Genomic DNA, 19,950 nt, shown 5'->3' with positions numbered 1-19,950 from the left:
AAAACCCGGCGACACGGTAGATCAGGTTGATTGAGTGAGCTTGAGAGGGGGCTGCTGCGCAGCCCAGCGGGAGCAAGCTCCCTCGCCACAAAAGCCTTATTCAGCCGCCGATGATTTTCATGATGGTCGCGCCGCCGGAGAATGCCACTTCCTGCTTGTCCCCCAACGCCTTGACCAACAAGCGCTGAAGCGCCGGCAATGCCTGGTGGCGGGGCTTGTCCAGCAGGTCGCCGACGAAATGACGGTTACTCGACGACAGGCAGCCATGCAGCCAACCCGTGGAAGACAACCGCAACCGTGAGCAGGTACGGCAGAAAGGCACGCTTTCGTTGGCGATCACGCCAAAGTGCCCCAGCCCCGGTATCTCATAGCGCACCGCGGTAGCATCCACCGGCGCATCGGCTTGCAGGTATTCGTACTGATCGCCGATCAGGCTGAGCAGTTGCTGGAGGCTGACGAACTGTTGCAGGAAAGCATTGGAGTCGCTGGCCAGGTGCCCCATGCGCATCAACTCGATGAAACGCAACTCATAACCACGTTCCAGACAGTATTCGAGCAAAGGCATCACCTGGTCCAGGTTCTGCCCGCGCAATGGCACCATGTTGACCTTGATCTTCATCCCGGCGGCTCGGGCCTGGTCCATGCCATCGAGCACGGTCGCCAGGTCGCCGCCCCGGGCGATACTGCGAAACGCGGCGGGGTCCAGGGTGTCGAGGGAAACGTTGATGCGACGGATACCGGCGTCTACCAGCAAGGGCAGTTTTTTCGCCAGCAACTGGCCATTGGTGGTCAGGCTGATGTCCTCCAGGCCCATCTGCCCCACCGCCATCATGAAACGCTCGAGCTTGGGGCTGACCAACGGTTCGCCGCCGGTGATGCGCAGCCGCTCGATGCCAGCGGCCTCGATCAAATAGGCCACGCCACGCGCCATGGCCTCGGCCGACAGTTCATCCTGCGCAGCCACCAACCGCTTGCCGTCAGGCACGCAATAGGTACAGGCGTAATTGCAGGCTGAAGTCAGGCTTATCCGCAGATTACGGAAACGCCTGCCTTGACGGTCAACGATCATGGGTCACTCCGGCACGAGAAAAATCGGACTCGCAAAAATTGACCTAGAAATCAAGATTTCGCAAGACCCAAGCCTGAGTATATTACTGGGACACTGCGCCATGTAAGCGGACATGGCGCAATAAGACAGCTGAATGTCTTGGCCTGTGCGGCCTCAGTTGCTCGGGACGTCGGTATCGCGCTTGCGCTTGTTGCCCATGCGCACACCAATGTCCATCAGGAACTGGAAGAAACCTTCCTGGTCTTCCAGCACGTTGCTCCAGAACGGCGAGTGATACAGCGCCACCGCGCCATGCACCAGCGCCCAGGCAGCGCAGTAATGGAAATAAGGCGGCACGTCTTCGAGCTTGCCTTCGCTGATCCGGCCCTTGATCAGCAGCGTCAGGCGTTCGAAGTTCGAGGCGCGGATCTTGTGCAACTCCTCGACCATCTCCGGCACCTGGTTGCCCTTGACCACTTTCTCTTCCAGGCGATCGAACAAGCGGTAGCGCTGCGGGTCGCGCATGCGGAACTCGAAGTAGGCCCGGGACAGGGCCTCCTTGTCCTTGTCCACATCGGCCGAATGCAGCAGCTCGTTCAAATCGCGCTCGTAGTCGAGCATCAGGCGCAGGTAGATCTCCGCCTTGGATTTGAAATGTTTATAAATCGTGCCTTTGCCGATACCCACGGCATCCGCAATCATCTCGACGGTGACACTGTCTTCACCCTGGTCGAGGAACAACTTGAGCGCGGTGTCGAGAATTTCCTGCTCGCGGCGGCGAAACTCACGGACCTTACGGGGTTCTTTGTGCATAAGAAAAAGGTCTGAAGGGTCAAAATTCGAAGCCGGGTATTATGCCTAACTTACGCAAAAATGCACGGATCATCCGTTCTCGGCCACTGTTCTTCACAAAACCGACACGCCCGGCTCGCCGTTTCTCACGCCAATGCGCCGCGCCTGCGAGGTTTGGCGACAGTGAGAACTTATCCGAAGCGAGCGTATTCCAAATTTGTTTAAAAACCACCCCGGCCAGACTGGACGGGTTGGCATACTGATCAATACTTGAACTGTCGGCGCGACATCTCCCCCAAGTGACGCGCTGATGAAGGTACCAACGGACCGCGTGCCTTTGTTTTACTCCTAATGGTCTTAACCCGGATTCACCCCCCAGAACCCGGGTTTTTTTTGCATGGAATTCAGGCTTGCGCCACACGCACGTGAGCCAGTGGAAACAATTGCTTAAAATTTTCCGTCGTCTGCTCGGCAAACCGCTCGTAGGACTCACCGCGCAGCATCGCCAGAAACTCTGCCACTTCCCGTACGTATTGCGGAAGGTTCGGCTTGCCACGATAGGGAATGGGCGCCAGGTAAGGCGAGTCGGTCTCCACCAACAGCCGATCAGCCGGCACTTTGCTGGCAACGTCGCGCAATGCATCGGCATTGCGGAACGTGACAATCCCGGACAAGGAAATGTAATAGCCCATGTCCAGGGCGGCCCTGGCCATGTCCCAATCTTCGGTGAAGCAATGCAGCACCCCGGCCTGGGGCAGCGCGGCGTCACGCAGCAAGGCCAGGGTGTCGGCCCGGGCGCCGCGGGTGTGGATGATCACCGGCTTGCCGGTTTGCCGGGCGGCCTCCAGGTGCAGCCGAAACGACGCCTGCTGCACGTCGGCGGCTTCCGGTTCGTAGTGATAGTCCAGGCCGGTTTCGCCGATGGCGACTACCCGTGGATGGTCCAGCTCACGCAACAACCAATCGAGCGCCGGCGCGGTGTCGGGCTGGACATCCAGCGGGTGAACACCGACCGAGCAATCGACATCGGCATAACGTTCGGCCAGCGCCTTGACGTCGGCGGCGTTGTCGGCGCTGACGCCGATGCACAGGAAATGACCAACACCCCGTTCACGGGCCGCGTCCAGCGCAGCATCCAGGGAGCCGCCATGGGCAGCGAGGTCGAGACGGTCAAGGTGACAATGGGAATCTACAAGCATAAAGGCCGGGCTACATCGTATGAGTGGGACGGTCGGACTTCAGGGAGCCGGCCAAGTGGGTTTCGATCTGATTGCGGGCTGAATTGTCGCCGTCGCTGAATTGCACACCAACGCCGGCGGCCCTGTTGCCCTGGGCGCCTTTGGGGGTAATCCAGATCACCTTGCCAGCGACAGGGATCTTTTCCGACTCATCCATCAGGCTCAAGAGCATGAACACTTCATCACCCAAGCGATAATTCTTGTTGGTGGGAATGAACAGGCCGCCGTTCTTGATGAAAGGCATGTAGGCGGCGTAAAGCACCGACTTGTCCTTGATAGTCAGGGACAGGATGCCGTTGCGTGGCCCGGGACTGACAGGTTCGTTCATGCTGATCTCCGCTGCGATTGAGCTGAGTTTAGCGTCCTGTGTCACAAATACTGTTCCTTTTTGACGGCGTCTGTTGTCGTCACGAAAGGAACGTATTGGCGAAACAGGACACTGGGCCGTGTCTGTCAGTTTCGACCCGGCAAACTCGCCCACTGCACCAACAGCGCCTCGAGCAACAGCACCCGATTGAGGTTCGCTTTGCCCAGCACCTTCTGACGTTGGGCAAGAATCCAGTCCTGAATGTTCAAGATTTTATCCTGGCTGCTTTTTTGCGCCAGGTACTGGATCACCTTGCGCATGTCCGCCAACCCCAGGCCAGCCTCGTCCTCGGTCAATTGGTAGCGCAGGATCAGGCTCGACCAGTCGCAGAACCAGTCAAACAGCAAGAGCAACGGGATCGCGTTCCAACCCTCGGCCAGTTGCGTGGGGGACTGCTGCTGCTTGAGCAGTTTCTTGACCCCATCCACCACCAAGGCCCGCTGCTCCCGCACGCCCTGGGCCTGAAGGCTGACAGCCGCCAGGGGCGAGCCGGCCGCCAGGGTCAGCAACTCGACACGCTCTTCGTCGCTGCTGTCGGGCAAGGTCTGGGCCAGCCACTGCAAGCTCATCGCCTCGCTCGGCAGCGGGCAGGCCTGTTGCACGCAGCGACTCTTGATGGTCGGCAGCAAACGACTCGGCTGGTGGCTGACCAGCAACAGCACGGTGTCGCCGGAAGGCTCTTCGAGACTTTTAAGCAAGGCGTTGGCGGCGTTGATGTTCATCGACTCGACGGGTTCGATCAGCACCACCTTGCGCCCGCCCATCTGTGAGGTCTGGACCACGAAGCTGACCAGATCCCGAACCTGGTCGACCTTGATCGCCTTGTCCGCCTCCTCCGGTTCCAGCACGTAGTTGTCGGGATGGCTGCCCGCCTTAAGCAGCAGGCAGGACTTGCACTCGCCGCAGGCGTTCGAGACACCAGGACGCTGGCACAGCAGGCTGGCCATCAGGCGCTCGGCCAGCGCCCGCTTGCCGATGCCGGCCGGGCCGTGCAGCAGATAGGCGTGGGCATGCTGGGCACGACCGGCCAGTTGCTGCCAGAGGCCGTCTTGCCAGGGATAGGCTTCAGCCACGGACGCGCTCCAGCAAACGCGGCAGCAAGCCGTCCAGGGACTGTTGGACCTGGGCCAGCGGTTGCGCGGCATCGATCAGCAGGTAACGCGCCGGATCGGCCTTGGCGCGATTCAGGAAGGCACTGCGTACGGCGTTGAAGAAAGCCTGGCCCTCCAGCTCGAAACGATCCAGCCGACCACGGGCACTGGCGCGGGCCAGGCCGATTTCCACCGGCAGGTCGAACACCAGGGTCAGGTCTGGCCGCAGGTCACCCTGGACGAAGGTTTCCAACGCGCCGATGCGCTCCACGGACAAGCCCCGGCCGCCGCCCTGGTAGGCATAGGTCGAATCGGTAAAGCGATCGCAGAGCACCACCGCGCCACGGGCCAGCGCCGGGCGAATCACCTCGGCCAGATGCTGTGCCCTGGCCGCGAACACCAGCAACAGCTCGGTGTCGGGGTTCATGACCTCTTCAATGGGCGCCAGCAGCACCTCGCGAATTCGCTCGGCCAGCGGCGTACCGCCCGGTTCGCGGGTCAACACCACCTCGATGCCAGCCGCCCGCAGGCGTTCGGCCAGGTATTCGCGGTTAGTGCTCTTGCCGGCGCCTTCCGGGCCTTCCAGCGTTATAAACAAGCCAGTCACAGGCGATCCTTAATCAAAGTCATTGCGGGCTCGGCGGCTCGCTGGCATCCGGTTCGGGAGCCGGCACTTGGGGCGGCACCTGGGGTACAGCGTCGGGCGCCGTGTCGGGTGATGCCGCGGGAATGGGTGCCTGCTCGTCCGGTGTTGCCGGGGCCGGACTGGAGCGGTAATCGGCACGGCGCTTGAGTTGGAATTCGCGCACCGCGTTGTTGTGCGACTCCAGGTCATCGGAGAACACGTGGCTGCCGTCACCGCGGGCGACAAAGTAAAGGCTGTTGCCCTGCGCCGGGTTCAACGCGGCATGAATCGCCTCGCGCCCCACCATAGCAATCGGCGTCGGCGGCAGGCCAGGAATCAAATAGGTGTTGTACGGATTTTCTTCTTTCAGATGGGCGCGGGTGAGTTTGCCGGTATAGCGCTCGCCCAGACCATAGATCACCGTGGGGTCAGTCTGCAGCAGCATCCCCAAGCGCATGCGCCGCACAAAGACGCCGGCAATCTGCCCGCGTTCCTGGGGCACGCCGGTTTCCTTCTCCACCAGTGACGCCATGATCAGCGCCTGATACGGCTGGGTATAAGGCACATCGGCGGCACGCTGTGCCCACTCCTTGGCGAGCACGTCTTCCAGGCGCTCGTAGGCTTTTTTTAGCAGGTCGACGTCCGAGGTGCCACGCACGAAGCGATAGGTATCCGGGAAGAATCGGCCTTCGGGAAATATCCCGGAGTGACCCAGACGGTCCATGACCTGGGCGTCGCTCAGGCCGGTGAGGGTCTGCTGGAGTTTTTCATCCTTGGCCAGTGCGGCGCGCACCTGGCGGAAATTCCAGCCCTCCACCAGCGTCACGCTGTACTGCACCACTTCGCCGCGTTTCCAGACACCGATCAGGCCTTCCATGGTCATGCCCGGCACCATCCGATATTCACCGGAATGCAGTGGCTGGTCGGCGAGATTGAAGCGCCAATAGATCCGCAGCCAGAAGGCGTCCTTGATCAGGCCATCGGCTTCGAGGCGCTTGAGGGTTCCGGTCGGGGTGGTCCCGTTGGGCACGTCCAGCAATTCTTCCTGGGTGATGTTCAGCGGCTGTTGCAGCGCCGAATGAATCTTCCAGGCCGAAGCGCCCAACATCAGCCCTGCCAGAACCAGTCCGGTCTCCAGCAGCAGCAAGAATTTACGTCTCACGAATCAAACATCCAATAGCGCACGGGCAAGGGTTTGCAGTTTACGGGTGAGCGGGCCAACCGACCAGCGCGCCGAACCGCATCCGCGTACCGGCCACACGCCATAAACGCTGTTGCAGACAAAGACTTCATCAGCCTGGTGCAGCTGTTCGAGACTGATATCCGTGATTTGCGTGGCGATGCCTTGGGACTTGGCTTGAAACAATAATTCTGCGCGCATCACGCCGGCCACGCCGCAACGGCTCAGGTCCGCCGTGAACAACACGCCGTCGCGCACCAGGAACAGGTTGCTGAAGACACCTTCGATCACCCGCCCGGACATATCCCGCATCAAGCCTTCGGCGTATTGCTCATCGCTCCATTCGGCACGAGCCAGCACTTGTTCCAGGCGATTGAGGTGTTTGAGGCCGGCAAGCAAGGGTTGCTCGGACAACCGCACGCTGCAGGGAAACAGCAGAACGCCTTGTTCGGCATGGGCGGCGGGATAAGCGGCTGGTGGGCTCCCTTGCAGGATGCGTCGGGCCGGGGTCGAGGGATCAGCGGCATAACCGCGCAGACTGTCGCCACGGGTCACGATCAGCTTCAGCACGCCGTAGCCCAGGCGCCGGGCATAGGCATTCAACTCGGTGCTCAACGCGCTCATGTCGACGTTGAGCGCCAACCGCCGGCAACCGGTTTCCAGGCGTTGCAGGTGACGCGCCAGCAACACCGGTTCGCCACCCTGCACGGCGAGGGTCTCGAACAACCCATCGCCGTAAGCCAGGCCGCGATCTTTCAGCGACAGGACGTCGGCCGGCTGACCGTCGACCCAGCTTTCCATCAACCGGCGAACCGGCGGAACACCAGCGAACCGTTGGTCCCGCCAAAGCCGAAGGAGTTGGACAGCACCACATCGATGTCCATGCTGCGGGCAGTGTGCGGCACGAAGTCCAGGTCGCAACCTTCGTCCGGCTCATCGAGGTTGATGGTCGGCGGCGCTGTCTGGCTGTTGATCGCCAGGACGCTGAAGATCGCTTCCACCGCCCCTGCCGCACCCAACAGGTGACCGGTCATGGACTTGGTCGAACTGACCGCCAGCTTGTACGCGTGATCGCCGAACACGGTCTTGATCGCCTGGGCTTCGGCCAAGTCGCCGGCCGGGGTCGAAGTGCCGTGGGCGTTGATGTACTGCACCTGCTCGCCGTTGAGTTTCGCATCACGCAAGGCGTTGGCGATACAACGGGCAGCACCGGCGCCATCGGCCGGTGGCGACGTCATGTGGTAGGCGTCGCCGCTGGTGCCAAAGCCGATCAGTTCGGCGTAGATGGTCGCGCCGCGCGCCTTGGCGTGCTCCAGCTCCTCGAGCACCAGCGCACCGGCACCGTCGGACAGCACGAAGCCATCGCGGCCCTTGTCCCACGGCCGGCTCGCACGGGCGGGCTCGTCGTTGCGGGTCGACAGCGCACGGGAAGCACCAAAGCCCCCCATGCCCAGGCCGCAAGCCGCCATCTCGGCGCCACCGGCAATCATCACGTCGGCTTCGTCGTACATGATGTTGCGCGCGGCCATGCCGATGCAGTGGGTACCGGTGGTGCACGCCGTGGCAATGGCGTAGTTGGGTCCCTGGGCACCCAGGTGGATGGACAGGAAACCGGAAATCATGTTGATGATCGAGCCCGGCACGAAGAACGGAGAAATCCGTCGCGGCCCCGATTCGTGCAGCGTGCGGCTGGTTTCTTCGATATTGGTCAAGCCGCCAATACCCGAGCCCATGGCCACGCCGATGCGTTCACGGTTGGCGTCGGTGACTTCCAGCCCGGCGTTGCGCACTGCCTGGAAACCGGCTGCCAAGCCGTATTGAATGAACAGGTCAAGCTTGCGAGCTTCCTTGACCGACAGGTATTCCTCGACATTGAAGCCCTTTACCGAGCCGCCAAAACGGGTGGAATAGGCAGAAAGGTCGGTGTGTTCGATCAGACCAATGCCACTGCGGCCAGCCAGAATGCCCTGCCAACTGCTCGGCACATCCGTGCCCAGTGGCGACAACATACCCATACCGGTGACTACGACGCGTCTACGCGACACAGCACTCTCCTTTTTCTAATGACGACTTTGCATCAGGCCTAAAGAAAAAACCGCACGCCGTGATGGCAGTGCGGTTTTTCCATGACAGCTAGCGACGACTAAAAACGATTACGCCTGGTGGCTGGTAACGTAGTCGATAGCAGCTTGTACAGTAGTGATCTTCTCAGCTTCTTCGTCAGGAATCTCGGTCTCGAATTCCTCTTCCAGAGCCATCACCAGCTCAACGGTGTCAAGGGAGTCGGCACCCAGGTCTTCTACGAAGGAAGCGGTGTTCACAACTTCTTCTTCTTTAACGCCCAGTTGCTCGGCAACGATTTTCTTGACGCGCTCTTCGATGGTGCTCATACCTTGTTTTCACTCCTAATGGACAAATTCAGGCAGCTGGCCGGTGGGTAAGTGTATAGAAGAACTTTTCGGTTTTTCAACCGAAAGCTTCACTCCTCAAACCCTGCGGCCCGCCGTCTATAAATTGATTGCAGCTTTATAACGGATTTTAGACAGCTCGTATGACATTTTTTTGAAGCAATCCGTCACATTTAACTCATGTACATCCCGCCGTTCACCGGGATTGTAGCCCCGGTCACGTATGCCGCACCGTCCGACGCAAGAAAAGCGACCACGGACGCGATTTCTTGAGCTTGCCCCAGACGACCCAGCGGAATCTGTGTCAACAAGGCTTCGCGCTGTGCTTCCGGCAGTTCACGGGTCATGTCGGTGTCGATGAAACCCGGTGCAACCGAGTTTACCGTAATCGAGCGCGAACCCACTTCACGCGCCAGCGCACGGCTGAAACCTTCCAGACCGGCCTTCGCCGCAGCATAGTTTACTTGGCCTGCGTTGCCCATGGCACCCACAACCGAACCGATACTGATAATTCGACCCCAGCGAGCCTTGGTCATGCCACGCAAAACGCCCTTGGACAGTCGGTACAGGCTGTTCAGGTTGGTGTCGACGACGTCGAACCATTCGTCATCTTTCATGCGCATCATCAGGTTATCGCGGGTGATACCGGCATTGTTGACCAGGATCGCCGGCGCACCGAACTGCTCCTGAATGCTTGCCAGCACCGCCGCAACGGATTCGTCGCTGGTGACGTTCAACTCAAGGCCGGTGCCTTGGATGCCGTTTTCCTTCAGGGTCGCAGCAATACGCTCGGCGCCCGAAGCGGAAGTCGCGGTGCCGATGACGATGGCGCCTTGACGACCCAGTTCCAGGGCGATGGCCTGGCCGATGCCACGGCTTGCACCGGTCACCAGTGCAACTTTACCTTGCAGACTCATGCAAGCTTCTCCTGTTCAGGCCTGCGCTGCACGGGCGGCAGCGAAGGCGTCTGGGGTGTTGAGGTTGGAAGTCGATACGCCTTCGGCGCAGCGTTTGTTCAGGCCTGCCAGCACTTTGCCAGGGCCGCACTCGACCAGCTCGGTCGCGCCCTTGGCCGCCAGGGTCTGCACCGATTCGACCCAGCGAACCGGCTTGTAGAGTTGCTCCAGCAGATCACGCTTGAGGGTCTCGAGATCCGGCGCCACGTTGGCGCTGACATTCTGCACCACGGGAATCTGCGGCGCCTGCCAGTCGATGGCGGCGATGGACTCAGCAAAGCGCTCGGCAGCCGGACGCATCAGTTCGCAGTGCGACGGCACGCTGACCGGCAGTGGCATGGCGCGCTTGGCTCCACGGGCCTTGCAGCCCTCGATGGCGCGCTCGACAGCCGCCTTGGCACCGGCGATGACCACTTGGCCCGGAGAGTTGAAGTTCACCGCACTGACCACATCGCCTTGCGCCGCTTCGGCACAGGCGGCCAGCACATCGGCGTCTTCCAGGCCGAGGATCGCGGCCATGCCGCCCTGCCCGGCCGGAACCGCTTCCTGCATCAACTGGCCACGACGCTCCACCAGTTTCACCGCGTCGCCCAGGCTCAGGCTGCCAGCGGCTACGAGGGCGCTGTATTCGCCCAGGCTGTGACCGGCGACGAATGCCGGGCGCGCGCCGCCTTCAGCCAGCCACAGGCGCCACAATGCGATCGAGGCGGTCAGGATGGCCGGCTGGGTTTTATCGGTTTGATTGAGGCGCTCTTCCGGCCCTTGCTGGGTCAGTGCCCAGAGGTCATAGCCGAGCGCATCGGAAGCTTCTTTGAATGTTTCGAGGATCAGCGGGTATTGCGCGCCCAGCTCGGCCAGCATGCCGAGGGACTGCGAGCCCTGTCCTGGAAAGACGAATGCGAGGGAAGCAGACATGAAAACAAAGCCCCTAATGATCTTGTCGTCAAAAATTGACGCCCCTGGGGGCGCTAGGAAACTGAGAGTTGGATGGCGGCTTGAACCGACCGGTCACATTTAAGCATTGTCGGACGAAAACGCCTAAGTTAACAAATCCTCGAGGCGACCATGCAGGCGCTCCGGCAGGTTTTCCTGGATCTCGATCACCGCTCGGTTGATCGCACTCTGGAAACCCTGCACCCCCGCCGAACCGTGACTCTTGATCACGATCCCCTGCAACCCAAGGAAACTCGCACCGTTGTGCCGCGCTGGCGCCAGGTCAGCCTGCAACCGACGCATCAACGGCAGCGCCAGGGCGCCGACCACCCGCGAGGCGAAGCTTTGCTTGAACAAGGCCTCGATGCGCTGGCCGATCATGGTCGCCAGGCCTTCGCTGGACTTGAGCAGGATATTGCCGACAAAGCCATCGCACACCACCACATCGGCCTCGCCACGGTACAAGCCATCGCCTTCGACGAAGCCGATGTAGTTGATGCCGCGCGCGCCCTGCAGCAGCGTGGCCGCCAGCTTGACCTGCTGGTTGCCCTTGATGTCTTCGGTACCGATGTTCAACAACGCCACACGAGGGCGCACGATGCCCAGGGTTTGCGCCGCGACCGAGCCCATCACCGCAAATTGCAGCAAATGTTCGGCACTGCAATCGACGTTGGCCCCCAGGTCGAGCAACTGACAAAACCCACGCTGGGTCGGAATCGCCGCCACCATTGCAGGCCGGTCGATACCCGGCAAGGTCTTGAGCACGTAGCGCGACAGCGCCATCAGCGCACCGGTATTGCCTGCGCTGACGCATGCCTGGACCTTGCCATCGCGCAGCAGCTCAAGGGCTACCCGCATCGAGGCGTCAGGCTTGCCGCGCAGGACCTGGGCCGGCTTTTCGTCCATGGTGATGATTTCGGACGCTGGGGCAATCGTCAGGCGCGCGCGGTCGACAGCCGATTGGCCGCTGAGCATTTCTTCCAGGAGGGAGGGTTGACCGACGAGGGTCAGGTGCAGCGAGGGCGTAGCATTCAGACAAGCAAGGCTGGCCTGAACAATGCTGCGGGGACCGAAGTCCCCGCCCATTGCGTCAATCGCGATGACTTGAGCGGACAAGTGATTACTCGTCGGCGCCCTTGTCGATCACTTTACGACCACGGTATACGCCTTCTGGCGATACGTGGTGACGCAGGTGAACTTCACCAGTGGTTTTTTCTACGGACAGGGTGCTAGCCTCGAGAGCGTCGTGCGAACGGCGCATGTCACGGGCAGAGCGGGATTTTTTGTTCTGCTGAACAGCCATAATTGATTAACTCCTAAACGTTTGGGTCACGCTTTAACTGCGCCAATACACTGAACGGGTTGGACCGCGTTACCTCGTCCTCGCTCGGTTCGGGCTCATCTGCTCCCGCCGGCTGCTGGCATTCTTCCGGATGATGAGCAGGCACAATGGGCAAGGCGAGCAGAAGCTCCTCCTCGATCAGTGACTGCAGATCCAATGGATCTTCGCCCAGTTCCAGCACGTCATAACCTTTCGGCAACGACTGGGTATTCGCACCCTCCTTCACCACGGCGTAACTGCATTCGCTGTGGATCGGCAGGGTGACCAGCTCAAGACAACGCTGGCAAACCATTTTGACTTCAGTGTCGATAAAGCTGTGGATTACCACAGATTTACGTTCATCTCGTTCAAAAACGAATTTGGCCTGGACCGTACCGACATCGTCGGAAAGCGGGTCGCAGAGTCTCTTCAAATCGGCCAGCAGCAGTTCACCTTGAAGGGTGGTGCCACGGTCAGCCAATTTGCGCGGGTCAACGTGAGGTGGAATCGGGTCATTCAACATAGGCGCAGCATTATAGGGATGCCCCCGGCCATGTCAAAGGAAATTCAGCCCTGTCCGTCACTTGCGCGCCTCGCTAGAATTCGCCCCTGCCTTTTGGAGCCGCCCATGCTGCCTTTATTACTTGCCTCAAGCTCGGTCTACCGCCGGGAATTGCTTGCCCGCCTGGGACTGCCGTTCGTCTGCTGCTCACCCGACATCAATGAAAGCCGTCGTCCCGGCGAGCCCGCCCTTGAACTGGTCAAGCGCCTGGCCCGGGAAAAAGCCCTGGCACTGGCCGACAGCCACCCGGCGCACCTGATCATCGGCTCAGACCAGGTCGCCGTGCTCGGCGAACGCATCCTGGGCAAGCCTCACACCTTCGAGAACGCTCGCGAGCAATTGTTGGCCGCCAGCGGCGCGAGGGTCACGTTCCTGACAGGCCTGGCGCTGCTCAACAGCCAGACCGGCCACTGCCAGGTCGATTGCGTTCCATTTACCGTGAACATGCGCGCACTGGACCCAGGGCGCGTCGAACGCTACTTGCGGGCCGAGCAGCCTTACGACTGCGCCGGCAGCTTCAAGGCCGAAGGACTGGGCGTGAGCCTGTTCCAGAGCACCGAAGGGCCAGACGCCACCAGCCTGGTTGGCCTGCCGTTGATTCGTCTTGTGGATATGTTGCTGGCCGAGGGTGTGCAGATCCCCTGAAGCAGCCCGGCCTGCAAACCTGTGTGGCGAGGGAGCTTGCTCCCGCTCGGTTGCGCAGCGACCGCAACAAACGGGGCTGCTGCGCAGCCCAGCGGGAGCAAGCTCCCTCGCCACAGGGATCGAGAACAGCACTGGCAATCAGCGCAACGCCGGGCCCTGGAACCCCATCCACATCGCCAAATGCTCGGCAATGCTAGCCCCCAGCTTTTTCGAGAAACGATCGAACGGCGACTCTTCGATGGTGAAGTCCACCAGGTCTTTCTGGCCGATCACATCCCGCGCCACCGAACTGGCACTGCCCAAGCCGTCGATCAGGCCCAGCGGCAACGCCTGCTCACCCGACCAGACCAGCCCGGAGAACAACTCCGGATGCTCCTTGTCCTTCAGGCGCTCGCCCCGACCCTTCTTGACGCTGGCAATGAATTGCTTGTGAGTGGTATCGAGCACGCCCTGCCAAAAAGCGGTTTCTTCAGGCTTTTGCGGCTGGAAAGGATCAAGGAAGGATTTATGCTCGCCGGAGGTATACACGCGACGCTCCACCCCCAACTTATCCATGGTCCCGACAAAGCCATAGCCGGTCGCAGTCACACCAATGGAGCCCACCAGACTGGCCTTGTCGGCATAGATCTGATCCGCCGCGCTGGCAATGTAATAAGCACCGGAGGCACCGAGATCTGAAATGACCGCATACACCTTGGTATCCGGGTGCAATGCGCGCAGCCGCACGATCTCGTCGTAAACGTACCCCGATTGCACCGGACTACCGCCTGGACTGTTGATACGCAGCACCACGCCCTTGACCTTCGGGTCCTCGAAGGCGGCCCGCAGGCTACCGACGATATTGTCGGCACTGGCAGGCTCTTTGTCGGCGATCATGCCCTCGATATTGATCAAGGCGGTGTACGCCGAGCCGGCGACAGCGCTTTTCTCCATGTTCATCAGCGGCGTGAACAGCGCCAGTGCACCAAAAAGATAAATAAAGGTCAGCAACTTGAAGAAAATACCCCAGCGGCGGGAGCGACGCTGTTCCTGCACGCTGGCGAGCAAGGTTTTCTCCAACAGCTTCCAGCTTTTGTCATCCCCGCTCTCGGCGCTCGCCTTGACAGGTGCTTTCCATTCATCGGTCATGCGTGAATCCCCAGCAAAACTTAAAGAGCCCGCTGGCTCAGCCAGGCGTGCAACTCAGGAAAATGATCAATGGCCAGTCGCGGCTCGAATGCCCGTAGCGCCTCGATCGTTTGAGCGCCGTAGCTGACCGCCACCGACCCCATGCCGGCGTTGCGCGCCATCTGCAGGTCGAATGACGAATCCCCCACCATCAGCGCCTGCTCCGGCCGCACATCGCAGTGTGCCAGGATCTGCTCAAGCATCAACGGATGCGGCTTGCTGGCGGTTTCGTCCGCGGCACGGGTGATATCGAAATAATCCTCCCAGCCATGGGACTTGAGCACTCGATCCAACCCGCGACGAGCCTTGCCGGTCGCGACAGCCAGGTGATAGCCCTCGGTCCGCAGAACCTCCAGCGTACCCGCCACACCCTCGAACAACGGTGAAGGCTCGGCGTCCAGCGCGATATAGTGATCGGCATAATGCTGGCGAAAAACCACCAGCTCGTTGTCGTCGATTTCCGGGTACAGGCTGCGAATAGCTTCTGGCAATCCGAGGCCAATAATGCCTTTTACCGCTAAGTCGTCGCACCGGGCATACGCCATGCGGTCCGAGGCGACATGCATCGCCTCCACGATCCGGCCAATGGAGTTGGCCAGAGTGCCATCCCAATCGAAGATCAACAGTTTGTAGTCAGGATGCACTCAACCGCTCCACGGTCTTGGCCCACATGTCATCCACCGGGGCCTGCAATTTCAGCTCGCCACCATCGGGCAGCGGCACGGTCAGCATGTAAGCATGGAGAAACAGGCGTTTGCCGCCCAGATCGCGGATTTCCTTGGTGAAATCGTCATCGCCGTACTTGCTGTCGCCGGCAATGCAATGCCCGGCATGCAAGGTATGGACACGGATCTGGTGGGTGCGCCCGGTCACCGGCTTGGCTTCGACCAGGGTGGCGAAGTCATCGAAACGGCGCAGCACCTTGAATACCGTCAGCGCCTCCTTGCCCTCCTCGTTGACTTCGACCATGCGCTCGCCCGAACGCAGGTTGCTCTTGAGCAACGGCGCACGGACTTGCTTGATGGAGGTTTCCCAGCGACCACGCACCAGCGCCATGTAGCGCTTGTCGACGCCGTCGCCGCGCAATTGCTCGTGCAGGTGGCGCAACATGCTGCGTTTCTTGGCGATCATCAGCAGGCCGGAGGTGTCGCGATCGAGGCGGTGGACCAGTTCCAGCTCCTTGGCGTCCGGACGCAACTGACGAAAGGCTTCGATCACACCGAAATTCAGGCCGCTGCCGCCGTGAACCGCAATGCCTGCGGGCTTGTTGATCACGATCAGGGCTTTGTCTTCATAGATAATCGAGGCTTCAAGGCGTTGCAGCAGCCCCTGGGCCAGGGGCACCGGCTCATCGCGCTCGGGCACGCGAACCGGCGGCACGCGCACGATGTCACCGGCCTGGAGCTTGTACTCGGGCTTGATCCGACCTTTGTTCACTCGCACTTCGCCTTTGCGCAAAATGCGGTAGATCAAGGTCTTGGGCACGCCTTTGAGCCGGGCCAGCAGGAAGTTATCGATTCGTTGGCCGGCATATTCCGGCGAGACCTCGAGCAGTTGAACGCCAGGGGTCGAAGGGGCAGTAGTTGTCATGGCGGCGATCATAACAATTTTTTATGGAATTGAAGCACTTAATCATTGCTGCTATAGTCGCGAACGCCGCCAAAAGTGGCTGGACAGTGGACCAGCGGTCAAAAACCGGCCCTGACCAACGCAATTCACGAGGACGAGAGGCCGTCCTACGGGGCTTTCGCTACGTAACGGTAGAGTTTTCAGGTGTAACGAGCGCAGGTGACATGAGGCCTGAAATACGCCGCAAAGCAGAGTTTTGACTCGCCTTGCGCGCCACATTCACGGCCAGTTCACAAAGTGCAGTCAGCTGCGGACGACCCCGAGCGAATGCTTCGGAAACAACGCCTAAATTAGCCATGATGCGTGACCTCCCCTTTCGGAGCTCACGGTAAATGCCAACCCGCTGCGGATTCTGCGCGCGGCAGCACCCGAATTATCAGGGATACGTGTAGGGTGGAGATGTACAACCGTCGGACTGTGTAGCACTAGGCTTATATTTAGACGCTTCATCTCGTCCACAGGCGCCGGTTGATTCCTCCTCCTGACTGAGTGCTTGAGTACCAGCAAGCAGGACGCGTCCGTCGCGACTTCGCCATCATTGGGTCGAACTCGCTGGACACTGGAGTGGCCTTGCCATCTCCAGGACGCACCTGACACCGACCGTGAGAAGTCGTGTGTGCCGAACGCCGTTTCCGGCAGCCCGGAAACCGACGGTACTACATGAAAAGAATGCTGATTAACGCAACTCAACCCGAAGAGTTGCGTGTTGCACTGGTAGACGGCCAGCGCCTCTACGACCTGGATATCGAATCCGGTGCACGCGAGCAGAAGAAGGCCAACATTTATAAAGGCCGGATTACTCGCATCGAACCAAGCCTTGAGGCTGCCTTTGTCGATTTCGGCTCCGAGCGCCACGGCTTCCTGCCCCTCAAAGAAATCTCCCGCGAATACTTCAAGAAGGCCCCCGAAGGCCGCGTCAACATCAAGGACGTCCTGAGCGAAGGCCAGGAAGTCATCGTCCAGGTCGAAAAAGAAGAACGTGGCAACAAGGGCGCCGCCCTGACCACCTTCATCAGCCTGGCCGGCCGTTACCTGGTCCTGATGCCGAACAACCCTCGCGCCGGCGGCATCTCCCGCCGCATCGAAGGCGAAGAGCGCAACGAACTGCGTGAAGCCCTGAACGGCCTGGTTGCCCCGGCTGACATGGGCCTGATCGTTCGCACTGCCGGCCTGGGCCGCAGCAGCGAAGAAATGCAGTGGGACCTCGACTACCTGCTGCAACTGTGGACCGCCATCAAAGAAGCCTCGCTGGATCGCTCCGCGCCGTTCCTGATCTACCAGGAAAGCAACGTGATCATCCGCGCCATCCGCGATTACCTGCGCCAGGACATCGGCGAAGTGCTGATCGACAGCGTCGAAGCCCAGGACGAAGCCCTGACCTTCATTCGCCAGGTGATGCCGCAGTACGCCAGCAAGATCAAGCTCTACGAAGACAGCGTTCCGCTGTTCAACCGTTTCCAGATCGAAAGCCAGATCGAGACCGCCTTCCAGCGCGTCGTCGAACTGCCGTCCGGCGGCTCCATCGTCATCGACCCGACCGAAGCCCTGGTGTCCATCGACATCAACTCGGCGCGCGCCACCAAAGGCAGCGACATCGAAGAGACCGCCCTGCAGACCAACCTTGAAGCGGCCGAGGAAATCGCTCGTCAGTTGCGCCTGCGCGACATCGGCGGCCTGATCGTCATCGACTTCATCGACATGACCCCGGCCAAGAACCAGCGCGCCGTGGAAGAAAAGGTCCGTGAATGCCTGGAAGCCGACCGCGCCCGCGTACAGGTCGGTCGCATCTCGCGCTTCGGCCTGCTGGAAATGTCCCGTCAGCGCCTGCGTCCGTCCCTGGGCGAAAGCAGCGGCATCGTCTGCCCTCGCTGCAACGGCACCGGCATCATCCGTGACGTCGAGTCGCTGTCCCTGGCGATCCTGCGCCTGATCGAAGAAGAAGCCCTGAAAGACCGCACCGCCGAAGTTCGCGCCCAAGTGCCGATCCCGGTGGCCGCGTTCCTGCTCAACGAAAAACGCAACTCGATCACCAAGATCGAACTGCGGACCCGTGCCCGCATCGTCATCCTGCCGAACGATCACCTCGAGACGCCGCACTTCGAAGTGCAGCGCCTGCGCGATGACAGCCCGGAAGCCCACACCAACCAGTCCAGCTACGAAATCGCTGCCGCTGCCGCCGAAGTGGAAGAAGTCCAGCCGGCCGCCGCCACTCGCACCCTGGTTCGCCAGGAAGCTGCGGTCAAGACCGCTCCGGCCCGCGCCAATGCTCCGGTTCCGACCGAAGTGGCCGCTCCGGTTGCCGCCCCGGCCGCCGCACCAGAGCCAAGCCTGTTCAAAGGCCTGGTGAAGTCGCTGGTCAGCCTGTTCGCCACCAAGGAAGAACCTGCTGCCCCGGCCGTTGTCGCCAAGCCTGCCACGACCGAGCGTCCTGCCCGCAACGAAGAACGCCGTAACGGTCGCCAACAGACCCGCAACCGCAACGGTCGTCGCGACGAAGAACGCAAACCTCGCGAAGAACGTGCACCGCGTGAAGAACGTGCGCCACGCGAGCCGCGTGAAGAGCGTCAGCCACGCGAAGCCCGTGAGGAAGCGCCAGCCGTAGCCCGCGAAGAGCGTGCACCGCGTCCGCCGCGTGAAGAACGTCAGCCGCGCGCACCGCGTGAAGATCGCAAGCCACGTGGCGAGCGTGAAGAACGTGTTCGCGAACTGCGCGAGCCACTGGATGCCGCCCCGGCTGCTGCCGCCGCCACCGCTGAAGAGCGTCCGGCCCGCCAGCCTCGTGAAGAACGTGCACCGCGTCCGCCACGTGAAGAGCGCCAGCCACGCGCCGAGCAGGCAGCCGCCGCTGCCAGCGAAGAAGAAGTGCTGAACACCGAAGAGCAGTTGCAGGAAGACGGCCAGGACACCGCCGAAGGCGATCGTCCACGTCGCCGCTCCCGTGGCCAGCGTCGTCGCAGCAACCGTCGTGAGCGTCAGCGCGACGCCAACGGCAACGTGATCGAAGGTTCGGAAGAGTCCGAGTCCACCGAGAACACTGAAGCGCCAAGCGCTGCCGATCTGGCTGCCGGCCTGGCCGTGACTGCGGCCGTTGCCAGCAGCGCAATCAGCGCCCCGGCCGAAGCCCAGGCTCACGAACAAGCCGAACGCGCGACCGCTGCGGTGGAAAGCGCGCCAGTTGCCGAAGCTCCGGTGGTCGAAGCCACTACCCCAGTAGAAGTCACCGCTTCGCCAGAAGTGGAAGTCGCCCCGGCCCATGAAGCCCAGGTTGCTGAAACTGAAGTGGTCGCCGAGCCTGCACCGGTTGTCGAGCAGCCAGTGGTAGCCGCTGAGCCGGCCGTTGAAACACCGGCCGAGGAAAAGGCCCCAGAGCCTGCCCGCGAGGAACAGACTGCGTTCAACTGGACCGCCGAGCCAGCCGCACCGGCACCTGTTGTCGAGCCAGAACCGACACCAGAGCCCGTGAAAGCGGTCGAGCCAGAAGTGGTTGAATCTGCTCCAGTGGTCGAAGCACCCGTGGTTGCCGAAGCCCCTGCCCCAGTGGAAGTGCCTGCACCCGCCAGCGCCCTGACCGCGAACGGCCGTGCGCCGAACGATCCGCGCGAAGTGCGCCGTCGCAAGCGTGAAGCCGAGCGTCTGCAGAAGGAAGCCGAACAAGCTGCCGCTGCTGCCGCTCAAGCGCCTGCTGCCGAGCCAGCTCCAGCCGTGGAAGAAGTCGCCGAGGCAGCCCCTGCCCCGGTCGCCGAAACCCCGGTTGAATCAGCTCCGACATTCGACGAACCTCAGCACAGCGCTGAAGAAGTCGTGCCGCGTCACACTGAAGCCCTGGAAAAAGAGCACGAGCCTAAACCTCACGCCTGATTCCACCGCCCAGTAAAAAGCCCCGCCTGGTGATGCCTGGCGGGGCTTTTTTATGCCTTCATACTTATCCACAGCGGGACTGGGACCAGACAAGACTTATGCCCACTGAAGATCCACTGTGGGAGCGAGC

The 19,950-nt window shown here is 61.2% G+C and carries 20 protein-coding genes; 2 read left to right on the top strand and 18 right to left on the bottom strand.

Annotated elements, in window-relative coordinates:
* Positions 1 to 100 precede the first annotated feature (100 nt).
* The 15 genes from BLO97_RS27240 to BLO97_RS27170 all read right to left on the bottom strand — a co-directional run bounded on the left by BLO97_RS27240 (position 101) and on the right by BLO97_RS27170 (position 12,482).
* Complete coding sequence (locus BLO97_RS27240; RefSeq protein ID WP_063324922.1) at positions 101 to 1,069, bottom strand: GTP 3',8-cyclase MoaA; 969 nt, start codon at positions 1,067 to 1,069, stop codon at positions 101 to 103.
* A gap of 153 nt (positions 1,070 to 1,222) precedes the next feature.
* The gene (locus BLO97_RS27235; RefSeq protein WP_060741238.1) at positions 1,223 to 1,861 is read right to left on the bottom strand and encodes a TetR/AcrR family transcriptional regulator; all 639 of its coding nucleotides are present in this window, start codon (positions 1,859 to 1,861) and stop codon (positions 1,223 to 1,225) included.
* Positions 1,862 to 2,244: 383 nt separating this feature from the next.
* The gene (locus tag BLO97_RS27230) at positions 2,245 to 3,039 is read right to left on the bottom strand and encodes a TatD family hydrolase (protein WP_092349101.1); all 795 of its coding nucleotides are present in this window, start codon (positions 3,037 to 3,039) and stop codon (positions 2,245 to 2,247) included.
* A 10-nt stretch (positions 3,040 to 3,049) separates the two neighbouring features.
* Positions 3,050 to 3,406, bottom strand: coding sequence for a PilZ domain-containing protein (locus BLO97_RS27225; protein ID WP_053180946.1), 357 nt, complete (start codon positions 3,404 to 3,406; stop codon positions 3,050 to 3,052).
* A gap of 125 nt (positions 3,407 to 3,531) precedes the next feature.
* On the bottom strand, positions 3,532 to 4,518 hold the full coding sequence (locus tag BLO97_RS27220) for a DNA polymerase III subunit delta' (RefSeq protein ID WP_092349098.1): 987 nt from the start codon (positions 4,516 to 4,518) through the stop codon (positions 3,532 to 3,534).
* Positions 4,511 to 5,143, bottom strand: a complete 633-nt coding sequence (gene tmk, locus BLO97_RS27215; RefSeq protein ID WP_063324919.1) for a dTMP kinase — start codon at positions 5,141 to 5,143, stop codon at positions 4,511 to 4,513. The genes BLO97_RS27220 and tmk overlap by 8 nt, the downstream gene beginning before the upstream one ends.
* 19 nt (positions 5,144 to 5,162) lie before the next feature.
* Positions 5,163 to 6,323, bottom strand: coding sequence for an endolytic transglycosylase MltG (mltG, locus tag BLO97_RS27210; RefSeq protein ID WP_086936743.1), 1,161 nt, complete (start codon positions 6,321 to 6,323; stop codon positions 5,163 to 5,165).
* Between the two features lie 3 nt (positions 6,324 to 6,326).
* Entirely contained in the window at positions 6,327 to 7,142 is an 816-nt protein-coding gene (pabC, locus tag BLO97_RS27205) for an aminodeoxychorismate lyase (protein ID WP_092349095.1), read from the bottom strand.
* Complete coding sequence (gene fabF / locus BLO97_RS27200; RefSeq protein WP_063324916.1) at positions 7,142 to 8,386, bottom strand: beta-ketoacyl-ACP synthase II; 1,245 nt, start codon at positions 8,384 to 8,386, stop codon at positions 7,142 to 7,144. Before fabF ends, pabC begins: the two co-directional genes overlap by 1 nt.
* Positions 8,387 to 8,494: 108 nt before the next feature.
* Positions 8,495 to 8,731, bottom strand: a complete 237-nt coding sequence (gene acpP / locus BLO97_RS27195; protein ID WP_003175607.1) for an acyl carrier protein — start codon at positions 8,729 to 8,731, stop codon at positions 8,495 to 8,497.
* Between the two features lie 191 nt (positions 8,732 to 8,922).
* Positions 8,923 to 9,666 (bottom strand): 3-oxoacyl-ACP reductase FabG, encoded by a 744-nt coding sequence (fabG, locus tag BLO97_RS27190; RefSeq protein ID WP_018613558.1) that lies wholly within the window; start codon positions 9,664 to 9,666, stop codon positions 8,923 to 8,925.
* Between the two features lie 15 nt (positions 9,667 to 9,681).
* On the bottom strand, positions 9,682 to 10,620 hold the full coding sequence (fabD, locus tag BLO97_RS27185) for an ACP S-malonyltransferase (RefSeq protein ID WP_003204258.1): 939 nt from the start codon (positions 10,618 to 10,620) through the stop codon (positions 9,682 to 9,684).
* 123 nt (positions 10,621 to 10,743) lie between these two features.
* Positions 10,744 to 11,754 carry a phosphate acyltransferase PlsX gene (plsX, locus tag BLO97_RS27180; protein WP_092150103.1) on the bottom strand — a complete coding sequence of 337 codons (1,011 nt, stop codon included), beginning with the start codon at positions 11,752 to 11,754 and terminating at the stop codon, positions 10,744 to 10,746.
* Positions 11,755 to 11,758: 4 nt separating this feature from the next.
* The gene (gene rpmF / locus BLO97_RS27175) at positions 11,759 to 11,941 is read right to left on the bottom strand and encodes a 50S ribosomal protein L32 (protein ID WP_003179396.1); all 183 of its coding nucleotides are present in this window, start codon (positions 11,939 to 11,941) and stop codon (positions 11,759 to 11,761) included.
* A gap of 13 nt (positions 11,942 to 11,954) precedes the next feature.
* Entirely contained in the window at positions 11,955 to 12,482 is a 528-nt protein-coding gene (locus BLO97_RS27170; protein WP_003204262.1) for a YceD family protein, read from the bottom strand.
* A gap of 105 nt (positions 12,483 to 12,587) precedes the next feature.
* Here BLO97_RS27170 and BLO97_RS27165 point away from each other — a divergent pair, with 105 nt between their 5' ends.
* Entirely contained in the window at positions 12,588 to 13,166 is a 579-nt protein-coding gene (locus tag BLO97_RS27165; RefSeq protein ID WP_092349092.1) for a Maf family protein, read from the top strand.
* Between the two features lie 138 nt (positions 13,167 to 13,304).
* Here BLO97_RS27165 and BLO97_RS27160 read toward each other — a convergent pair whose 3' ends face one another.
* From BLO97_RS27160 to rluC, 3 genes are read right to left on the bottom strand one after another with little or no spacing between them, the layout of a single operon-like run.
* Entirely contained in the window at positions 13,305 to 14,294 is a 990-nt protein-coding gene (locus BLO97_RS27160; RefSeq protein WP_063324913.1) for a S49 family peptidase, read from the bottom strand.
* A 20-nt stretch (positions 14,295 to 14,314) separates the two neighbouring features.
* The gene (locus BLO97_RS27155) at positions 14,315 to 14,977 is read right to left on the bottom strand and encodes an HAD-IA family hydrolase (RefSeq protein WP_092150109.1); all 663 of its coding nucleotides are present in this window, start codon (positions 14,975 to 14,977) and stop codon (positions 14,315 to 14,317) included.
* Positions 14,967 to 15,923, bottom strand: a complete 957-nt coding sequence (gene rluC, locus BLO97_RS27150) for a 23S rRNA pseudouridine(955/2504/2580) synthase RluC (RefSeq protein ID WP_063325247.1) — start codon at positions 15,921 to 15,923, stop codon at positions 14,967 to 14,969. Before rluC ends, BLO97_RS27155 begins: the two co-directional genes overlap by 11 nt.
* A gap of 699 nt (positions 15,924 to 16,622) precedes the next feature.
* Between rluC and rne the strand changes: the two genes are divergently transcribed.
* The gene (gene rne, locus BLO97_RS27145; protein WP_092349088.1) at positions 16,623 to 19,820 is read left to right on the top strand and encodes a ribonuclease E; all 3,198 of its coding nucleotides are present in this window, start codon (positions 16,623 to 16,625) and stop codon (positions 19,818 to 19,820) included.
* Positions 19,821 to 19,950: the final 130 nt, after the last annotated feature.

The organism is Pseudomonas sp. NFACC05-1, assembly GCF_900100135.1.
Classification (GTDB): domain Bacteria; phylum Pseudomonadota; class Gammaproteobacteria; order Pseudomonadales; family Pseudomonadaceae; genus Aquipseudomonas; species Aquipseudomonas fluorescens_Q.
The sequence above is the reverse complement of the archived record's forward strand: the minus strand, read 5'-3'. Positions and strand labels throughout refer to the sequence as shown.